The organism is Pseudomonas sp. Pc102 (assembly GCF_018408275.1).
Lineage (GTDB): Bacteria > Pseudomonadota > Gammaproteobacteria > Pseudomonadales > Pseudomonadaceae > Metapseudomonas > Metapseudomonas tohonis.
In genome coordinates this window covers 2,407,217-2,424,438 of sequence record NZ_AP021905.1, presented here as the reverse complement: position 1 = coordinate 2,424,438, position 17,222 = coordinate 2,407,217, and the positions used below count along the sequence as shown (strand labels likewise).

Genomic DNA, 17,222 nt, shown 5'->3' with positions numbered 1-17,222 from the left:
TTGTGCTCGATGACCGACAACGAAACCGAACAGCAGGAAACCACCGAACCGACGCCGCAGCCGCATCCCTGGGCCGACCTGCCGCCGGAGCGTTTCCAGCTGCTGCGCCTGGCGCCCTTGCCTACCGATCGCCAGACCGGTGCGCGGCCGCTGCGTTTCGTCCAGCTCGGCGAGGTGGAGCGCCACAGCACCGACCAGAGCGTGTTGCACCTTAGCCTGCACCTGCCCGGGCAGCGCGTGCGCAAGGAGCAGAACCTGTTCGAGGTCTGGGCCGACCACCGCCTGAAGGAGGTGCGCTTCGGCGCCGACAGCGGCCTCCAGCTGGAGCCGCAGAACCGCGGCCTTGGTCGCTTCCTGCTGGCACGCGGCATCGGCTGGGCGCGGCGCCATTGGCCGCACTACAAGGTCGAGGGCGGTGCCCTGGCGGCCAAGGACGCGGTGGCCGAGGACCTCCGCCTGCGCCGCGACCACTTCCTCAAGGCCCAGGGCTTCGAAGTCGCCTACCTCGATGCGCTGCAGTTGAAGGCCGAGTACCGCGCCGGTCGCGTCAGCGAGCTGCACGAGGACTGGAACCGGGAGAAGGTGCAGGTCGTCGACATGCTCGACGCCGCCGCCATGCTCCAGCAGGCCGACCACAACCTGCACCAGCAGGAGATCGAGATCCGCAAGCTGCAGGAGCGGGTCAACGCCTTCCAGCGCGAAGACAGCGGCCTGCGCTTCACCATCGCCTGCCTGGTGGTGTTCGCGGTGTTCCAGGCGGGGCTGCTGATCTGGATCGCCACCCACTGAGCCTGCGCGCTACCCACAGACGCCCCGCGCGACAATGCTTGTAGGTCGGGTGCAACCCGACAGGGCCGTGCCCCTCGCACGCGGGTTTCACCCGCCCTGCACCTGTGAATGCCCCAGGCATGAAAAAGCCCGTCTACTGGCGTGGGACGGGCTTCGGGGCTTGGCGTCGATCAGCCGTTCAGGCGCGAGCGGAACAGAGCCTGGTGCTCCCGGCACTGGCTGGCGCCGAGCAGGAACACGCCATGGCCGCCGTGGCTGAATTCCAGCCAGGTGAAGTCCACTTCCGGATACAGCGCCTCGACATGCACCTGGCTGTTGCCGACCTCGATGATCAGCGTGCCGCGCTCGGTGAGGTGGTCGGCGGCCTCGGCCAGCATCCGGCGCACCAGGTCCAGCCCGTCGTCGCCACAGGCCAGGCCCATGGCCGGCTCGTGCTGGAACTCCTCGGGCATGTCGGCGAAGTCCTCGGCGTCCACATAGGGCGGGTTGGACAGGATCAGGTCGAAGCGCTGCCCCGGCAGGCCATCGAAGCCATCGCCCTGGACGGTGAAGACGCGGTCTTCCAGGTCATGCCGCTCGATGTTCAGGTTGGCCACTTCCAGCGCGTCGAAGGACAGGTCGGCCAGCACCACCTCGGCATCCGGGAAGGCGTGGGCGGCGGCGATGCCGATGCAGCCGGAGCCGGTGCACAGGTCGAGAATCCGCGCGGGCGATGCGGCCAGCCAGGGCTCGAAGCCCTGCTGGATCAGCTCGCCGATGGGCGAGCGCGGCACCAGCACACGTTCGTCCACCACGAAAGGCATGCCGCAGAACCAGGCCTCGCCCAGCAGGTAGGCCACCGGCACGCGCTCGAGGATGCGGCGGCGCAGCAGCGCCTGGACGTGGGCACGCTCGTCGTCTTCCAGGCGGCAGTCGAGGTAGCTGTCGGCCACCTCGTAGGGCAGGTGCAGCGCGCCGAGCACCAGCTGGCGCGCCTCGTCCCAGGCGTTGTCAGTGCCATGACCGAAGAACAGGTTTTCCGCATGGAAACGGCTGACCGCCCAGCGGATGTGATCGCGCAGGGTGCGCAAGCGGGATTCGGACACGAAGGACGACCTCAGGCAAGAACGGACAGGCGATTCTACACCCGTCGACTCATGGCTTGCGACGCGGCGGCTGCCCGATGTCCTCGCGCCGTTCACGACGCAGTTCGCGCATCACCGCGATGGCCACGGCCAGGGCGAAGAGCAACCAGAAATAAGCGGGGACCTCAGAGAAATCGGGCATGGGCAGCTCCTTCTGCGGGGGGCTTCGCATCCTGCGAAACGCATCGATAGTGCACGGCCGTACCGGGATCGACAAGTCGGATGCGCGACATGGTTCACTTATCTCTCCGCTCGGCGGACAATGGGCGGCACAGCCGTACCGGAGATCCGCATGTCCGCCCCCAAATCCATGTTCCAACTGAGTGGCCGTGGTTACCCGCCCGCCAGCCTGAACAACGCCACCCTGGTGATCATCGACGCGCAGGAGGAGTACCGCAGCGGCGTCCTCGCCCTGCCCGGCCTGGACGCCGCGCTCGAGGAGATCGCCACCCTGCTGGCGGCAGCCCGCGCCATCGGCAGCGCCGTGGTCCACGTCAAGCACCTGGGGGTGCCCGGCGGCCTGCTCGACCCCCAGGGCGAACGCGGCCAGCACCTCCCCGAAGTCGCCCCGCTGCCGGGCGAGATCGTGGTCGAGAAACGCCTGCCCAATGCCTTCGCCGGCACCGAACTGCATGACCGCCTGCAAGACATCGGCCATCTGGACCTCGTCGTCTGCGGCTTCATGACCCATTCCAGCGTCAGCACCACCGTGCGCGCCGCCAAGGACTACGGCTACCGCTGCACCCTGGTCAGCGCCGCCTGCGCCACCCGCGACCTGCCCACCACCGACGGCGGCGTGATCAGCGCCGAAGACATGCACCGTGTCGAAGTCATAGCCCTCGCCGACAACTTCGCCAGCGTGGTGCCCCACGCCCGCGCCCTGGCCTGAGCCTGGGCGCTACACATCTGGCGACATCCAATCGGGCGCATGACCGGAACCCCGCCGACATGCGCCGGTCATACGCCCGATTGCAACAGAGGACGTCCGGATGAAGTTATCCGATGGTTTCGATGCCCGCCGCCTGCGCCCCCGTGGCCCGGGCAGTTGGCGCTGGCGCTTCGCCGCGGCCCTGGCCGCCCTGATCGCCAGCTTCGGCATCCTGCTGGCCATGGCCGGCACCGCCACCCTGCTCGGCCGCCCGCCGGCCCTCGGTACGCTCAATGACAGCACCGGCTCCGCCGTGGTGCTCCTGGTCATCGGCCTGCTGTTCCTCTGGCTCGGCGTCGCCGGCTGGCGCATCGCCCGCCGCCGCTCCCGCCGTCGCAACGACCTGAGCCTGTCTCCCGGGCTGATGAAGAAGCGCGACTGACGCCCCCCTCTGTTGGTTAAACTAGGCCTCCTTCGTGGAGGCCTTATGCAAGACGACGACTTTTCCCTGTTCACCAACGAGATGCGCGGCGTGAAGCGCATCCAGAACGACCGCGCGGAAACCGGCAAGCCGAAGGCCGACCGCAAGCAGGTCGCCAGCCTGCGGCAGAACGCGACCCAGATAGCCGAATCGACCAAGGTCGACGGCCTCTCCGACCTGTTCGTCATCGACGTCGGCGCCGAGGACGAGCTGCACTGGGCCCGCGACGGCGTGCAGGAAGGCCAGATGCGCAAGCTCAAGCTCGGCCAGATCGGCTTCGAAGGCAGCCTCGACCTGCATGGCATGACCGTGGAAAAGGCCCGCGAAACCCTCTGGGACTTCCTCGCCGAAGCAGCGAAGTTCGAGATCCGCTGCGTGCGCATCACCCATGGCAAGGCCGCGCGCCTGGACGGCAAGCGCCCGCTGATCAAGAGCCACGTCAACACCTGGCTGCGCCAGCACCCGCAGGTGCTCGGCTTCACCTCCTGCCTGCCGCGCCACGGTGGCACAGGCGCGCTCTACGTGATGCTGCGCCGCACCATGCTCGAAGGCCGCGACGAGTAGTCAGCGCGGGAAGCGCGGCACGCCCGCCTCCCGCTCCACGCCGGTGCCGTTCACCACGAACGACACCGCGTGGTAGAAGCCGACCAGTGTCAGGCACTCGATCAGTTGCGCATCGCTGAAGTGCGAGGCCAGCCGCTGCCACAACCCCTCCTCCACCCGAGCCGAACGGTTCAGGCCATCGGCCAGCTCCATCAGTGCCAACTCGGCCGCGCTCCACAGTGACGGCTCAGGCTGCTCGCTGCAGCTGTCCGCCACCTGCTCCGCGCTGAACCCCGCGCGCTCGGCGAAGAAGGCCACGTGAACGCCCCATTCGTATTCGGCGCCGCAACGGGCGGTGGTGCGCAGGATCAGTACCTCGCGCTCACGCAGGCTGATGCTGCCGGGGTCGAGCAGGCCCCCCGCGATCAAGCGCTGCAGCACACGGGGGTTATGCGCCATGCTGCGGAACAGCTTCAGCGGCGGCACGCCGGGCGGCATCACCTTGTCGAAGGCGGCCTGCACGGCCGGGTCATAGGGGGCTTGGAGCGGGTGGATACGCGCAGTGCTCATGGCCGGATCTCCTGTCGGGCTGTTACGCTACGCAAAACGTAGCAGCAAAGCCCCTCGTCTGCTACTAAAAAAGAAGCAAGGAATAAGATCATGACCCTTCCCCTCCCCGGCAAACCGGTCCGCGGCTCCACCACCGGCCGGCCCATCATGGCCCTGCTGGACCTGCTCGGCCGCCGCTGGAGCCTGCGCATCCTCTGGGAACTGCGCCAGGGCCCAGCCACTTTCCGCGAACTCCAGGCACGCTGCGAAGGCCTCTCGCCCTCGGTGCTCAATACCCGCATGGGCGAACTGCGCCAGGCGCTGCTGATCGACACGGGGGATGCCGGCTATCGGCTCAGCGAGGACGGCGAGGAACTGGTCCGCCGCTGCCTGCCCCTCGCCGAGTGGGCTGAAACCTGGGCCGAACGCCTGCCGCCGCCCTCGGACGCATGAGCTGCCGGCGGCGCGGCGACGGGCGGCGATGGCGCGTGGCGGGAGCCTCACTATCCTCTGGAAGCCCTGCTGAGGGCTGCAGTAGGGCCGCCATCGGTCCCCCCAAATTCAGCTGATGGCGGCCTTTTCTTCCCTCCCGGACGCCCCTGGCGGCGCACCGACAAAAATAAACCTGGGTTATTCCCGCATTAGGAGTATGGTGTGCGCACTGGATGCAACGTGTCATTGCGATTTCTGACCTGATGTAACGATTCCCATCTTTTCATCTCCTCGGCTTCCTTCGCTTTCGCCCTCAGTCTCGACCCGGATGTCCCGGCGTCGATGCCATTACATTTCCCTGGAGATACATCATGTCCAATCGTCAATCCGGCACCGTCAAATGGTTCAACGATGAAAAAGGCTTCGGCTTCATCACCCCCCAGGAAGGCCCGGATCTCTTCGTCCACTACCGCTCCATCGAAAGCGCCGGCTTCAAGTCGCTCGCCGAAGGCCAGCAGGTGAGCTACCTGGTCGCCAAGGGCCCGAAAGGCCTGCAGGCCGAGCAAGTCCAGGTGGTCTGACCCCCGCCTCCGAAAGAAGCCCCGGGTTCCCGGGGCTTTTTTTTGCCTTCTCTTTTTCCAGCGCTACGGAGCGACATGCCAGGCTATCTGATAAAGACCAGTACCTTCCGCGTAGGCGGCCGGGACTTCCACATGCAATCGCTGCTGGACGCCGAGCAATTCCATGACCCGTTGGGCGAGGCTGCCGGCCTGGGCATCACCGCAGACACCTGGGCGCTGTTCGGCCAGGTGTGGCCGGCAGGCGAAGCGCTGGCCCAGACGATGGCGACCCGCGACCTCACCGGCTTGCGCGTGCTGGAAGTCGGCGCCGGGCTCTGCCTGGCCAGCCTGGTGGGCCACCAGCGCGGCGGCGACATGACCGCCAGCGACATCCACCCGCTGATCCCCACCTTCCTCGCCGAGAACGCCCGACTCAACGGCCTGCCGCCGATGCGCTACGAAACCTGCGACTGGGGCGGCACCGAGGCGTTCGGCGAGTTCGACCTGATCATCGGCAGCGACCTGCTCTATGACCATGACAACCAGGCCGACCTGGCCGACTTCATCGACCGCCACTCCGCGAGTTCCGTGGAAGTACTGCTGGTCGACCCGGATCGCCAGGGCCAGCAGACCTTCCACGACGAGATGGCCGAGCTCGGCTACGGCATGAACATCAGCCACGCCGACTGCATGCTGGCCAACGGCGAGCGCTTCAGGGGCTCCTACCTGCACTTCAGCCGAGGCGCAGTCGCCCCCTGAGCCCTTGCATGGCGCACATGGATACCCGGGCGCAACGGCGCCCGCAGTAAAATGGCCGCTTCACCGACGCGACCCGAAGCGTCATGGCGGGTATGATGCCCACCTCTATCGCCAGCAACCCGGCCATAGCGTGCAGAAGCTGTCCCGAGCCCACCGAGATGGGCGCGCGGTGCGGCCCCCGGGCACCGGGAGGCCCACGACGGGCACGCTGATATTTCACTAGCCCCTGGAAGCCCCATGGAATCTAGCAATCAGAAACTCGAGCAACATTACACCGCGATCCTCGGCCAGCTCGGCGAGGACGTCTCCCGCGAAGGCCTGCTGGACACCCCCAAGCGCGCCGCCAAGGCCATGCAGTACCTCTGCCGCGGCTATGAGCAGACGCTGGAGGAAGTCACCAACGGTGCGCTGTTCAGCTCCGACAACAGCGAAATGGTGCTGGTGAAGGACATCGAGCTGTACTCCCTGTGCGAGCACCACCTGCTGCCCTTCATCGGCAAGGCCCACGTCGCCTACCTGCCGAGCGGCAAGGTGCTGGGCCTGTCCAAGGTCGCGCGGATCGTCGACATGTTCGCCCGCCGCCTGCAGATCCAGGAGAACCTCAGCCGCCAGATCGCCGAGGCCGTGCAGCAGGTCACCGGCGCGGCCGGCGTGGCCGTGGTCATCGAGGCCCAGCACATGTGCATGATGATGCGCGGCGTGGAGAAGCAGAACTCCTCCATGGTCACCTCGGTCATGCTCGGCGAATTCCGCCAGAACGCCGCGACCCGCAGCGAGTTCCTCAGCCTGATCCGCTGAAGCCGCCCCCATGAAAAAACCGGCCTCGGCCGGTTTTTTCGTTTATCGGGCTCGAGGATCCGAGGTGGGCTCTGCTCGCGAATGAAGTGGCTCCCAAAAGACCGGCGGCGCGGCACCGCCGGGCGACTGAAGTCGCCCCTACAGGTGCATCCCGCATGACCGCTGCGTAGGGTGGAGGTCGCTTTTCACCTCCACCAGGCGGAGTCGAATCCAACACATCGTTCTGCCTGAACCAAGCGCGCTAGAAACTCCGCCCATCCACCTTCACCACCTTCAGGGTGTCGGGATCGACCCCTTCCAGGCAGCGCACGTTCACCGCCGCCATGGCATTGCCCTTGGGATCGGCCGCCTCGCCGAAGGGCGCACAGCCGCAGTTGGCGCAGAAGTGATGGGCGATGTGCATGCGATTGAAGCGGTAGGTGGACAGGTCCGCATCCGCTGTCGACAGCGTCAGTTGCGCCCGTGGCACGAACCACAGCAGGTAGCCGCGCTTGCTGCACAGCGAGCAATTGCACTCCATCACCTCGGCGAGCGGACTGCCGTCCACCTCGAACGCAATCCGGCCGCAGTGGCAGCCACCTTTGTATTTCATGGACGTCTCCCTGCCTGGCCCGTCGCGAACCGATGTCGCCACGTTAGACCAGCCTCGCCCAGTGCGCCACGTCCAGGCGGAAGCCCAGCAGCGTCTCCTCGCGGCCACGGAATTCGCGGGCAAAGCGCTGCCCGAGGGGCTGCATGCCGATGCCGGTCATCACCCGCGCCGAAGCCGGGTTGTGCGCCAGGCAATAGCCCTCCACCCAGGCCAGGCCGAGCACCTCGAAGGCATGGGCCAGCACCAGGCGCGCGGCCTCCTGCATATAGCCCCGGCCCCAGTGGGGCGTGCCGATCCAGTAGGCCAGCTCGCCGGACTCGGCTCCGAGGCCGATCAGGCTGATGCAGCCGAGCAGCGCGTCATCGTCAGGACGGACGATGGCCCAGGTGATGCGCGGATGCTGCGGGTAGCCGGGTTCCAGGCTGGCGATCCAGCGCTGGGCCAGTTCCAGGGAGTAGGGATGGGGAATGGTTGCGGTGGTCGCGGCGATGGCCGGGTCGCCGGCCAGGCGCTGCACCTCGGCTGCGTCGTCGGCCCTGAACGGGCGCAGCCCGACGCGCGGGCCATGCAACCTTGGTGTCGTCATGTTCGGGCCTCCCTGCCCCATAGTGTCTTGTCAGCCGAGCATGCCCACGTGCTTGGGGTGGCTGGCCACGCGGTCCATCCAGGCCAGCACGGCCGGGAAGCGCGAGAGGTCGAAGCCGCCCTCTTCCGCGACATGGGTGTAGGCGTAGAGGGCGATGTCGGCGATGGAGTACTGCTCGCCCACCAGGTAAGGCGTGCGCGACAGCTGCTGCTCCATCACCTTGAGCGCCTTGTAGCCGCGCACCAGGCAGGTGCGGTACTCCTCCTCGCGCTCGGCGGGCATGCCCTGGTACAGCTTGATGAAGCGCGCCACCGCCACATAGGGCTCGTGGCTGTACTGTTCGAAGAACTGCCACTGCAGCACCTGGGTGCGCAGGCGCGGCTCGCTGGGCAGCAGGTCGCTGCCCTCGGCGAGGAAGTTGAGGATGGCGTTGGACTCCCACAGCGTGGTGCCGTCTTCCAGCTCCAGGACCGGGATCTTGCCGTTGGGGTTCAGCGCCAGGAAGGCTTCGCTCTGGGTCTCGCCCTTGAGAATGTCCACCGGCACCCACTGGTAGGGCTTGCCGAGCAGGGTGAGGATCAGCTTGATCTTGTAGCAGTTGCCGGAGATGTAATCGCCGTGGACCTTGTACATGTCGTACTCCTCGATCAGGCGGCCTCGGCGGCCAGTGCGTGACGGATGACCCCGGCGAGGCGCTGCAGGCCTTCGCCCAGGCGCTCGGGCGCCACATGGCTGAAGTTGAGGCGCAGGTAGCCGGGATGCTGGTCCGGGTCGATGAAGAAGGGCTCGCCCGGCATGAACGCGACATTCTGCTCCAGCGCCGGCTTGAGCAGGGTGCGGGTGTCCAGCGGCTGCTTCAGCGCCAGCCAGAAGAACAGCCCGCCCTGGGGCACCTGCCAAGTGGCGAGGTCGGCGAAGTGCTCCTCCAGCGCAGCCTGCATGGCGTCGCGGCGCTGGCGATAGAAGCCGCGCAGCTCGGCCAGGTGCTCGCGGTACTGCTCGGTGCCCAGCCATTGCAGGGCCTGCCACTGGCCGATGCGGTTGGTGTGCAGGTCGGCCGACTGCTTCAGGCGCAGCAGGTAGGGGAACAGGTCCGGGCTGGCGATCAGGAAGCCCACGCGCAGGCCCGGCAGCAGGGTCTTGGAAACGGTGCCGGTGTAGATCCAGCTGGCCTTCTTCAGGCGGCTGACGATGGGGGTGGCGGTGCCTTCGTCGAACACCAGTTCACGATAAGGCTCGTCTTCGATCAGGGTCACGCCGAACTCGTCCAGCAGCGCCGCGACGGCGTCGCGCTTGGCTTCGCTGTAACGCACGGCCGAGGGATTCTGGAAGGTCGGGATCAGGTAGGCGAAGGCCGGCTTGTGCTGCTCCAGGCGCTGGCGCAGGGACGCCAGCTCGGGGCCATCGGCTTCCTGGGCGACGGCGATGCAGTCGGCGCCGAACAGCTGGAAGGCCTGCAAGGCGGCCAGGTAGGTCGGCGCCTCCAGCAGCACCTCGGTGCCCGGGTCGATGAACAGCTTGGAGGCCAGGTCCAGGGTCTGCTGGGAGCCGCTGACGATCAGCACCTGGCTGGCGTCGCAGGGAACACCCAGCTTCTGTGCCTCGGCAGCGATGGCCTCACGCAGCGCCGGCTCGCCTTCGCTCATGCCGTACTGGCCCATGCTCACCGGCATGTCCGCCCACTCCACCTTCGGCAGCATCGGTTCGGCCGGCAGGCCACCGGCGAATGACATCACCTCCGGGCGCTGCGCCGCGGCAAGGATTTCACGGATCAAGGAGCTTTTCAGGCGGGCGATGCGTTCGGAGAAGGCCATGGGTTGTCACCGGATGCGAAGACGGGAAAATTGAGTCAAACTGCTTGACCGAAATTACGATGACCGGGATGGATACGTCAATATGCTTGACCTTAAAAACCCAGCCGTCCAGCACGCCGCCATGGAGGCCTTCTTCTTCGGCTACCAGGCCTTCACCAGCAAGCCCGACGAGATGCTCGCCCGTCGCGGCCTGTCGCGGGTGCACCACCGCATCCTGTTCTTCATCGCCAAGTACCCGGGCCTCAGCGTCAAGGAAATGCTCGGCTACCTGGGTGTCAGCAAGCAGGCGCTGAACACGCCGCTGCGCCAGTTGATGGAAATGGACCTGGTGCAGAGCAGCGCCGCCGACGACGACAAGCGCAAGCGCCAGCTGGGCCTGACCGCCGACGGCTCGAAACTGGAGAAGAGCCTGCGCCGCGAACAGGCGCGCCTGCTGGAGCGCGCCTTCAGCGAGGCCGGGGAGGACGCCGTGGATGGCTGGCTGAAGGTCAACCAGGCATTGTCCAGCGCCCGTCCGGGCGAGAGCGAAGAAGCGGCCTGATCAGGCGCGCCCGATCATGTCCCGCGCGCCCTGGAAGAACACCAGGGCCATGGCGACGGAAGAGGCCAGCAGCGGCAGCAGGGCGACCATCACCAGCAGCACGGTCGCCATCATCACCCCGCCCACCAGCAGCAGCCAGGCCATCACCCGGAACACCGGGTAGACGTTCTGCACCTTGAGCAGGCGCACCGCCAGCCACACGGTGACCGCGCCGTAGCCGACCATCAGCGCCAGGTACGCGCCCAGCTCCCAGCCCAGCTTCGCCAGGGCCTGGTCGCTCACCAGCATCAGCATCACCTGGGTCAGCATCCCCGCCAGGATCACCAGCCAGGTCGGCCAGGCCAGGCCGACGGCGGCGAAACGCGCCTCGGCGAAGCCCTTGAGGCGCAGGCTCAGGTAGCTGCCCAGCAACATCACCGCCAGGCCCAGCCATTCGGCAACCAGCGAGGCCCCCTGGAGGCCGATGAAATCACCCAGGAAGATGAACACCAGCACCACCACCGAACCCAGGGCCGAGACCAGGCACAGCCAGCCCAGCAGGTTGAGCAGCCCCGGGCTCCAGTCAGGCAGTTCGCGGGGGGCCTGGGCATCGACCAGGTCGGTCTGCGGGGCGGCGTAGGGATTCTCGTCCATGGCGTGGGGCTCCTGGGAAAACTGAAAACCGGAACAGTAATGGCTCTTCCCGCACTCGTCACGCGACTGTATCGCTTTTTGCGCGCTTCGCTGTACGGGGCGCGGCAACGCGCCACGCCGTAGGCTTCCAGCATTCCAAAAAGAGTGCCCTGCCATGAGCCTGGAACTGCTGCTCGCCTTCGCCCTGTTCGCCTTCGTCACCTCGGTCACGCCCGGCCCCAACAACATGATGCTGCTCGCCTCCGGGGTGAACTTCGGCGTGCGCCGCAGCGTGCCGCACATGCTCGGCATCAGCCTGGGCTTCATGGTCCTGGTGATGGCGGTCGGCCTCGGCCTGCACCAGGTCTTCGAGCAGGTGCCGGTGCTCTACACCACCCTGCGCTACCTGGGCGCGGCCTACCTGCTCTACCTGGCGTGGAAGATCGCCGGCTCCGGTGCCCCTGACAGCCGCGACAGCGGCGCGCGCCCCTTCACCTTCCTCCAGGCGGCCGCCTTCCAGTGGGTCAACCCCAAGGCCTGGGTCATGGCGATCGGCGCCATCACCACCTATACCCCCCAGGAGGACTTCGTCACCAACGCCCTGTTGATCGCCGCGCTGTTCGCCCTGATCAACTGCCCCAGCGTCGGGCTCTGGACCGTCGCCGGCAGCCTGCTGCGCCGCTGGCTGTCCTCGCCACGGGTGCTGCGCGCCTTCAATATCGGCATGGCCCTGCTCTTGGTGGCCTCGCTCTATCCGATCCTCGTCGACATCAAGGGAACCGTGTGATGACCCAGGCCTCCGATTCCAGCGCCCCCCTGCCTCGCCTGCGCCCGCTGGCCGACTCGTCACTGTCGGCGGTGGTGGCGGGCTTCATCGCCATGCTCACCGGCTACACCAGCTCGCTGGTGCTGATGTTCCAGGCGGGCCAGGCCGCCGGCCTCAGCGCCGGGCAGATTTCCTCGTGGATCTGGGCCATCTCCATCGGCATGGCGGTCTGCAGCATCGGCCTGTCGCTGCGCTTTCGCACCCCCATCACCGTGGCCTGGTCGACCCCCGGCGCCGCACTGCTGATCACCAGCCTGCCGGGCGTGCCCTACGCCGAGGCCATCGGTGCCTTCGTCGTCTGCGCCGTGCTGCTGACCCTGGTCGGCCTCACCGGCGGTTTCGAGCGCCTGATGCGCCGCCTGCCCGGCTCCCTGGCCGCCGCGTTGCTGGCCGGCATCCTGTTCAAGATCGGCAGCGAGATCTTCGTCGCCGCGCAGCACCGCACCGCCCTGGTGCTGGCGATGTTCTTCAGCTATCTGCTGCTCAAGCGCCTGCAACCCCGCTACGCGGTGCTGGTAGCGCTGCTGGTGGGTTGCGGCATGTCGGCGGCGCTGGGGCTGCTCGACTTCAGTGGCTTCAGCTTCGCCCTGGCGCAGCCGGTGTGGACCACGCCGAGCTTCTCCCTCACCGCCATCATCAGCATCGGCATCCCGCTGTTCATCGTCGCCATGGCTTCGCAGAACATCCCCGGCATCGCCGTGCTGCGCGCCGACGGCTACCAGGTGCCGGCCTCGCCGCTGATCTCGGCCACCGGCTTCGCCTCGCTGCTGCTGGCGCCCTTCGGCTCCCACGGCATCAACCTGGCCGCCATCAGCGCCGCCATCTGCACCGGCCCGCACGCCCACGAGGACCGCAACAAGCGCTACACCGCCGCCGTGTGGTGCGGGGTCTTCTATGGCATCGCCGGCATCTTCGCCGCCACCCTCGCCGCGCTGTTCGCCGCCTTCCCCAAGGAACTGGTGCTGTCGGTGGCCGCCCTGGCGCTGTTCGGCTCCATCAGCAACGGCCTGACCGTGGCGATGAACGAACCCAAGGAACGCGAGGCCGCGCTGATCACCTTCATGGTCACCGCCTCGGGCATGAGCCTGCTGTCCATCGGCTCGGCCTTCTGGGGCCTGATCGCCGGGGTGCTGACGCTGGTGATCCTCAACTGGAATACCGGCAAGGACTGAAGCACGGGTGACCTGATAGGGGTGCAATGACTGGCACCGCGGGTGGATGAAAAGAGCGTCATCCACCCGACCCACCCTAAAGCACTGAGCCCGGGCTTCAGCCCGGGACCCTGGCAGGCGCCCTCAGGCCTCCGCCGCCAGCTCGCGCCCGTGCACGCGGTTGACCCACCAGCCGAAGGCGGCGGCGGTGAAGAACATGATGATGCTGTAGATGGCCGCCGGGATCGCCATGGTCGGGTTGTTCAGCAGCATCGGGCTCAGCGCCAGGGCGATGGCCAGGGTGCCGTTGTGGATGCCGATCTCCATGCCGATGGCCACCGCCTGGCGCTGGCTGAGGCGGCACAGGCGCGGCACGAAATAGCCCACCGCCAGGCTGATCAGGTTGAACGCCAGCGCGGCCAGGCCCACCACCGGGGCGTAGTCGACGAAGGTGCGCCAGTCCTTGGCCACCGCCAGCACGATGATCAGCAGCAGGAACAGCGCGGAGATGATCTTCACCGGCTTCTCCATGCGCACGGCGAAGCCGGGGAAGCGGCTGCGCAGGAACATGCCGATGGCCACCGGGCCGAGGACGATGACGAACACCTGCAGCACCTTGGAAAACTGCAGCGGGATGGCCTGGTCGCCGCTCATGAAATGGGCCAGGGACAGGTTGACGATCAGCGGCATGGTGAGGATGGCGATCACCGAGTTCACCGCCGTCAGGGTGATGTTCAGCGCCACGTCGCCATGGGCCAGGTGGCTGTAGAGGTTGGCCGAAGTGCCGCCGGGGGACGCCGCCAGCAGCATCATGCCCACCGCCAGCGCCGCCTCCAGCTGGAAGCCCTTGGCGAGCAGGAAGCACGCCAGCGGCAGCAGGAGGATCTGGCAGCCGAGGCCGATCAGCACCGGCCTGGGGAATTTCACCACCCGGGCGAAGTCCGCCAGGGTCAGGGACAGCCCGAGGCCGAGCATGATGATGCCCAGCGCCAGGGGCAGGAAGATCGTTACCAGGGGGCTTGCGGTCATGTTGTTCTCCTTGTCGGACCTCGGCGGATTCTGCGCACGCGCCACGTGGCTGGATAGTGGCCTCGCGAGCCAGCCCGGGCCCGACCTGTAACAGAATGCAAAAAGGCGCCCGAAGGCGCCCCTGCATGACCGCGTAGCCGGTCAGATGGCGGTGGCGCCACCGTCCACGGCCAGGGAATGGCCGGTGGTGAAGCCTGCGGCGTCGCTGCACAGGTAGAGCACCGCGCCGGCGATTTCCTCGACCTTGCCGATGCGCCCCACCGGGTGCATGGCGGCGGCGAACTCACCCTTCTTCGGGTCGGCCTCGTAGGCACGGCGGAACATGTCGGTGTCGATCACCGCCGGGCACACCGCGTTGACGCGGATCTTCTTCTTCGCGTACTCGACGGCAGCCGACTTGGTCAGGCCAATCACCGCGTGCTTGGAAGCGGCATAGATGCTCATCTTCGGCGCCGCGCCGAGGCCGGCGACGGACGCGGTGTTGACGATGGCGCCGGCGCTGCCCTGGGCCAGCATCTGCGGGATCTGGTACTTCATGCACAGCCAGACGCCCTTGACGTTGACCCCCATGATGGCGTCGAACTCCGCCTCGGAGCCCTCGGCCAGCTTGCCCTTCTCGATCTCGATGCCGGCGTTGTTGAAGGCGTAGTCGAGGCGGCCATAGGCGGCGACCGTGCCCTCCACCAGGGCCTTCACCTCGGCGTCGACGGTGACGTTGCAGCGGATGAAGGTGGCGTCGCCACCGGCATCGCGGATCAGTTGCACAGTGGCCTCGCCGCCGGCGGCGTCGACATCGGACACCACCACCTTCAGCCCTCGGCGGCGAATGCCTGCGCGGTCGCGCGGCCGATACCGTTGGCGGCGCCAGTCACCAGGGCGACCTGGCCGGAGAAAGTCATGCTCATCTGTGAAACCTCGGAAGGAAGGATGGGAACCGGCGGGAAGTCTAGCCACTGGCGGGCGGCCAGCGTCAGCATCATCAGGTCCGTGGTGGGTACTGCATCCAGTTGACTGATGAAACCCGCCCTCGATGATCATTGGCATTCATGGCCGCACATTCCCTGGCGCGACTAAGCTTGCCCTCCACCGCCGTGCGGACTAAACCGGTGTTTTCCCTATTCGGAGTGCCCTGCCATGCCCCAGCTCAACCGCCAGTTCCTGCTCGCCAAACGCCCGGTCGGCGCGGCCACCCGCGACACCTTCTCCTACGTCGAGAAACCGGTGGGCGAGCCCGGCCCGAACCAGATCCTGGTGGAGAACCTCTACCTGTCCCTCGACCCCGCCATGCGCGGCTGGATGAACGACGCCAAGTCCTACATCCCGCCGGTGGGCCTGGGCGAGGTGATGCGCGCCCTGGGCGTGGGCAAGGTGATCGCCTCCAACCATCCCGACTACGCCGTCGGTGACCACGTCAACGGCGCGCTCGGCGTGCAGGACTACTTCGTCGGCGAGCCGCGCGGCTTCTACAAAGTCGACCCGAGCCGCGCGCCGCTGCCGCTCTACCTCTCCGCCCTCGGCATGACCGGCATGACCGCCTACTTCGCCCTGCTCGACGTCGGTGCGCCCAAGGCCGGCGAAACCGTGGTGCTTTCCGGCGCCGCCGGCGCGGTCGGCAGCATCGCCGGGCAGATCGCCAAGATCAAAGGCTGCCGCGTGGTCGGCATCGCCGGTGGCGCCGACAAGTGCCGCTTCCTGATCGACGAACTCGGCTTCGACGCCGCCATCGACTACAAGAACGAAGACGTCGTCGCCGGCCTCAAGCGCGAATGCCCGAAAGGCGTGGACGTGTATTTCGACAACGTCGGCGGCGACATTCTCGACGCCGTGCTCAGCCGCCTGGCCCCGCGCGCGCGCATCGTCATCTGCGGCGCCATTAGCCAGTACAACAACAAGGAAGCGGTGAAAGGCCCGGCCAACTACCTGTCGCTGCTGGTCAACCGCGCACGCATGGAAGGCTTCGTGGTGATGGACCACGCCGCCAACTTCGCCAGCGCCGCCCAGGAAATGGGCGGCTGGATGGCCGCCGGCAAGCTCAAGAGCAAGGAAGACATCGTCGAAGGCCTGGAAACCTTCCCCGAGACCCTCGGCAAGCTGTTCAGCGGCGAGAACTTCGGCAAGCTGGTGCTGAAGGTCAAGTAACCCGTCCGTACCAATGAAAATGGCCCGGGCTGCAATGCAGTCCGGGCCATTTTTATTTGGGGTCACGTAGGTCGGGTGCAACCCGACGATCCATCGCACGGGATCACGCGGGTTTCACCCGCCCTACCCGTTACGGCCCTGAACACCTGGGCCACCGATCGAGCCTCAGGCCAGCTCGGCGACCACAGTTCGTAGGTTGGCTGAGGCAAGCCCAACGCATCGACGCTCACCAGGACACCAGGGCGTTGGGCCTCGCTACGCTCGGCGCCAACCTATGGGATCGGGCCTCAGGAAAGCTCGGCGACCACCGCCGCCAGCGCCTTGGCCGGGTCGGCGGCCTGGCTGATGGGGCGGCCGATCACCAGGTAGTCGGAACCGGCGTCCAGCGCCTGGCGCGGGGTGAGGATGCGGCGCTGGTCGTCCTGGGCGCTGCCCGCCGGGCGGATGCCGGGGGTGACCAGTTGCAGGGCCGGGTGCGCCGCCTTCAAGGCAGGCGCTTCCTGGGCCGAGCACACCAGGCCGTCCATCCCGGCCTTCTGCGCCAGGGCCGCCAGGCGCAGCACCTGCTCCTGGGGTTCGATGTCCAGGCCGATGCCGGCCAGGTCCTCGCGCTCCATGCTGGTCAGCACGGTGACGCCGATCAGCAGCGGCCTGGGCCCGTTGAACCGCTCCAGGGTCTCGCGGCAGGCCGCCATCATGCGCAGGCCGCCGGAGCAGTGCACGTTGACCATCCACACGCCCATCTCCGCCGCCGCCTTCACCGCCATCGCGGTGGTGTTGGGGATGTCGTGGAATTTCAGGTCGAGGAACACCTCGAAGCCGCGCTCGCGCAGGGTGGCGACGATGTCCGATGCGCAGCTGGTGAACAGCTCCTTGCCCACCTTCACCCGGCATAGCGCAGGGTCGAGCTGGTCGGCCAGCTTCAGCGCGGCTTCGCGGGTGGGGAAATCGAGGGCGACGATGATGGGCGTCTGGCAGGCGGACATGGGCGGGCTCTCTGGCAAGTCGAAAACGGCGCGCATTGTAGCG

Annotated in this window: 22 protein-coding genes and 1 pseudogene; 12 read left to right on the top strand and 11 right to left on the bottom strand. The window is 67.2% G+C overall.

Annotation, left to right across the window (positions count from 1 at the left end; translation table 11 throughout):
- Positions 1-9 precede the first annotated feature (9 nt).
- Positions 10-789, top strand: a complete 780-nt coding sequence (locus PHLH3_RS11310; protein WP_213629261.1) for a hypothetical protein — start codon at positions 10-12, stop codon at positions 787-789.
- A gap of 170 nt (positions 790-959) precedes the next feature.
- Here the strand turns inward: PHLH3_RS11310 and prmB are convergent, their stop codons facing one another.
- Both prmB and PHLH3_RS30650 read right to left on the bottom strand, forming a co-directional pair.
- Complete coding sequence (gene prmB, locus PHLH3_RS11305) at positions 960-1,874, bottom strand: 50S ribosomal protein L3 N(5)-glutamine methyltransferase (protein WP_213629260.1); 915 nt, start codon at positions 1,872-1,874, stop codon at positions 960-962.
- A gap of 49 nt (positions 1,875-1,923) precedes the next feature.
- Positions 1,924-2,055 carry a hypothetical protein gene (locus PHLH3_RS30650; protein ID WP_274384541.1) on the bottom strand — a complete coding sequence of 44 codons (132 nt, stop codon included), beginning with the start codon at positions 2,053-2,055 and terminating at the stop codon, positions 1,924-1,926.
- Between the two features lie 150 nt (positions 2,056-2,205).
- On the opposite strand from PHLH3_RS30650, the gene PHLH3_RS11300 reads away from it, so the two are divergent.
- The 3 genes from PHLH3_RS11300 to PHLH3_RS11290 all read left to right on the top strand — a co-directional run bounded on the left by PHLH3_RS11300 (position 2,206) and on the right by PHLH3_RS11290 (position 3,826).
- Positions 2,206-2,802: a cysteine hydrolase family protein gene (locus tag PHLH3_RS11300; RefSeq protein ID WP_173178355.1), complete on the top strand. Its 597-nt coding sequence runs from the start codon at positions 2,206-2,208 to the stop codon at positions 2,800-2,802.
- 100 nt (positions 2,803-2,902) lie between these two features.
- Entirely contained in the window at positions 2,903-3,223 is a 321-nt protein-coding gene (locus tag PHLH3_RS11295) for a hypothetical protein (protein ID WP_173178354.1), read from the top strand.
- 45 nt (positions 3,224-3,268) lie between these two features.
- Positions 3,269-3,826, top strand: a complete 558-nt coding sequence (locus tag PHLH3_RS11290) for a Smr/MutS family protein (protein ID WP_213629259.1) — start codon at positions 3,269-3,271, stop codon at positions 3,824-3,826.
- Here PHLH3_RS11290 and PHLH3_RS11285 read toward each other — a convergent pair whose 3' ends face one another.
- Positions 3,827-4,375 carry a carboxymuconolactone decarboxylase family protein gene (locus PHLH3_RS11285; RefSeq protein WP_213629258.1) on the bottom strand — a complete coding sequence of 183 codons (549 nt, stop codon included), beginning with the start codon at positions 4,373-4,375 and terminating at the stop codon, positions 3,827-3,829.
- A 90-nt stretch (positions 4,376-4,465) separates the two neighbouring features.
- Here PHLH3_RS11285 and PHLH3_RS11280 point away from each other — a divergent pair, with 90 nt between their 5' ends.
- From PHLH3_RS11280 to folE, 4 genes are all read left to right on the top strand, one after another.
- Complete coding sequence (locus PHLH3_RS11280) at positions 4,466-4,807, top strand: helix-turn-helix domain-containing protein (RefSeq protein ID WP_213629257.1); 342 nt, start codon at positions 4,466-4,468, stop codon at positions 4,805-4,807.
- A 350-nt stretch (positions 4,808-5,157) separates the two neighbouring features.
- A complete protein-coding gene (locus PHLH3_RS11275; protein ID WP_111264092.1) occupies positions 5,158-5,367 on the top strand; it encodes a cold-shock protein in 210 nt (69 codons plus the stop codon).
- A 132-nt stretch (positions 5,368-5,499) separates the two neighbouring features.
- A complete protein-coding gene (locus tag PHLH3_RS11270) occupies positions 5,500-6,105 on the top strand; it encodes a protein N-lysine methyltransferase family protein (RefSeq protein WP_244863018.1) in 606 nt (201 codons plus the stop codon).
- 237 nt (positions 6,106-6,342) lie between these two features.
- Positions 6,343-6,903: a GTP cyclohydrolase I FolE gene (folE, locus tag PHLH3_RS11265; protein ID WP_021222675.1), complete on the top strand. Its 561-nt coding sequence runs from the start codon at positions 6,343-6,345 to the stop codon at positions 6,901-6,903.
- A 241-nt stretch (positions 6,904-7,144) separates the two neighbouring features.
- On the opposite strand, the gene PHLH3_RS11260 is transcribed toward folE, so the two are convergent.
- The 4 genes from PHLH3_RS11260 to PHLH3_RS11245 are packed head-to-tail and all read right to left on the bottom strand — an operon-like array spanning position 7,145 to position 9,895.
- Positions 7,145-7,495, bottom strand: coding sequence for a GFA family protein (locus PHLH3_RS11260; protein ID WP_213629255.1), 351 nt, complete (start codon positions 7,493-7,495; stop codon positions 7,145-7,147).
- 43 nt (positions 7,496-7,538) lie between these two features.
- Positions 7,539-8,081, bottom strand: coding sequence for a GNAT family N-acetyltransferase (locus PHLH3_RS11255; protein WP_213629254.1), 543 nt, complete (start codon positions 8,079-8,081; stop codon positions 7,539-7,541).
- A 30-nt stretch (positions 8,082-8,111) separates the two neighbouring features.
- The gene (locus PHLH3_RS11250; RefSeq protein WP_213629253.1) at positions 8,112-8,714 is read right to left on the bottom strand and encodes a glutathione S-transferase family protein; all 603 of its coding nucleotides are present in this window, start codon (positions 8,712-8,714) and stop codon (positions 8,112-8,114) included.
- A gap of 14 nt (positions 8,715-8,728) precedes the next feature.
- Positions 8,729-9,895 (bottom strand): PLP-dependent aminotransferase family protein, encoded by a 1,167-nt coding sequence (locus tag PHLH3_RS11245; RefSeq protein WP_213629252.1) that lies wholly within the window; start codon positions 9,893-9,895, stop codon positions 8,729-8,731.
- An 82-nt stretch (positions 9,896-9,977) separates the two neighbouring features.
- On the opposite strand from PHLH3_RS11245, the gene PHLH3_RS11240 reads away from it, so the two are divergent.
- Positions 9,978-10,436, top strand: coding sequence for a MarR family transcriptional regulator (locus PHLH3_RS11240; RefSeq protein ID WP_213629251.1), 459 nt, complete (start codon positions 9,978-9,980; stop codon positions 10,434-10,436).
- On the opposite strand, the gene PHLH3_RS11235 is transcribed toward PHLH3_RS11240, so the two are convergent.
- Positions 10,437-11,069: a hypothetical protein gene (locus PHLH3_RS11235; protein ID WP_213629250.1), complete on the bottom strand. Its 633-nt coding sequence runs from the start codon at positions 11,067-11,069 to the stop codon at positions 10,437-10,439.
- Between the two features lie 154 nt (positions 11,070-11,223).
- Here PHLH3_RS11235 and PHLH3_RS11230 point away from each other — a divergent pair, with 154 nt between their 5' ends.
- Both PHLH3_RS11230 and PHLH3_RS11225 read left to right on the top strand, forming a co-directional pair.
- Positions 11,224-11,835, top strand: a complete 612-nt coding sequence (locus PHLH3_RS11230; RefSeq protein ID WP_213629249.1) for a LysE family translocator — start codon at positions 11,224-11,226, stop codon at positions 11,833-11,835.
- Positions 11,835-13,046, top strand: a complete 1,212-nt coding sequence (locus PHLH3_RS11225; RefSeq protein ID WP_213629248.1) for a benzoate/H(+) symporter BenE family transporter — start codon at positions 11,835-11,837, stop codon at positions 13,044-13,046. Before PHLH3_RS11230 ends, PHLH3_RS11225 begins: the two co-directional genes overlap by 1 nt.
- Positions 13,047-13,169: 123 nt before the next feature.
- Here the strand turns inward: PHLH3_RS11225 and PHLH3_RS11220 are convergent, their stop codons facing one another.
- Both PHLH3_RS11220 and PHLH3_RS11215 read right to left on the bottom strand, forming a co-directional pair.
- Positions 13,170-14,054, bottom strand: a complete 885-nt coding sequence (locus PHLH3_RS11220; RefSeq protein WP_213629247.1) for a bile acid:sodium symporter family protein — start codon at positions 14,052-14,054, stop codon at positions 13,170-13,172.
- Between the two features lie 141 nt (positions 14,055-14,195).
- Positions 14,196-14,959: pseudogene (locus PHLH3_RS11215) on the bottom strand (SDR family oxidoreductase).
- Positions 14,960-15,188: 229 nt separating this feature from the next.
- On the opposite strand from PHLH3_RS11215, the gene PHLH3_RS11210 reads away from it, so the two are divergent.
- A complete protein-coding gene (locus PHLH3_RS11210) occupies positions 15,189-16,193 on the top strand; it encodes an NADP-dependent oxidoreductase (protein WP_173178339.1) in 1,005 nt (334 codons plus the stop codon).
- A gap of 287 nt (positions 16,194-16,480) precedes the next feature.
- On the opposite strand, the gene pyrF is transcribed toward PHLH3_RS11210, so the two are convergent.
- Positions 16,481-17,179 carry an orotidine-5'-phosphate decarboxylase gene (gene pyrF, locus PHLH3_RS11205; RefSeq protein ID WP_213629246.1) on the bottom strand — a complete coding sequence of 233 codons (699 nt, stop codon included), beginning with the start codon at positions 17,177-17,179 and terminating at the stop codon, positions 16,481-16,483.
- Between the last annotated feature and the right edge of the window lie 43 nt (positions 17,180-17,222).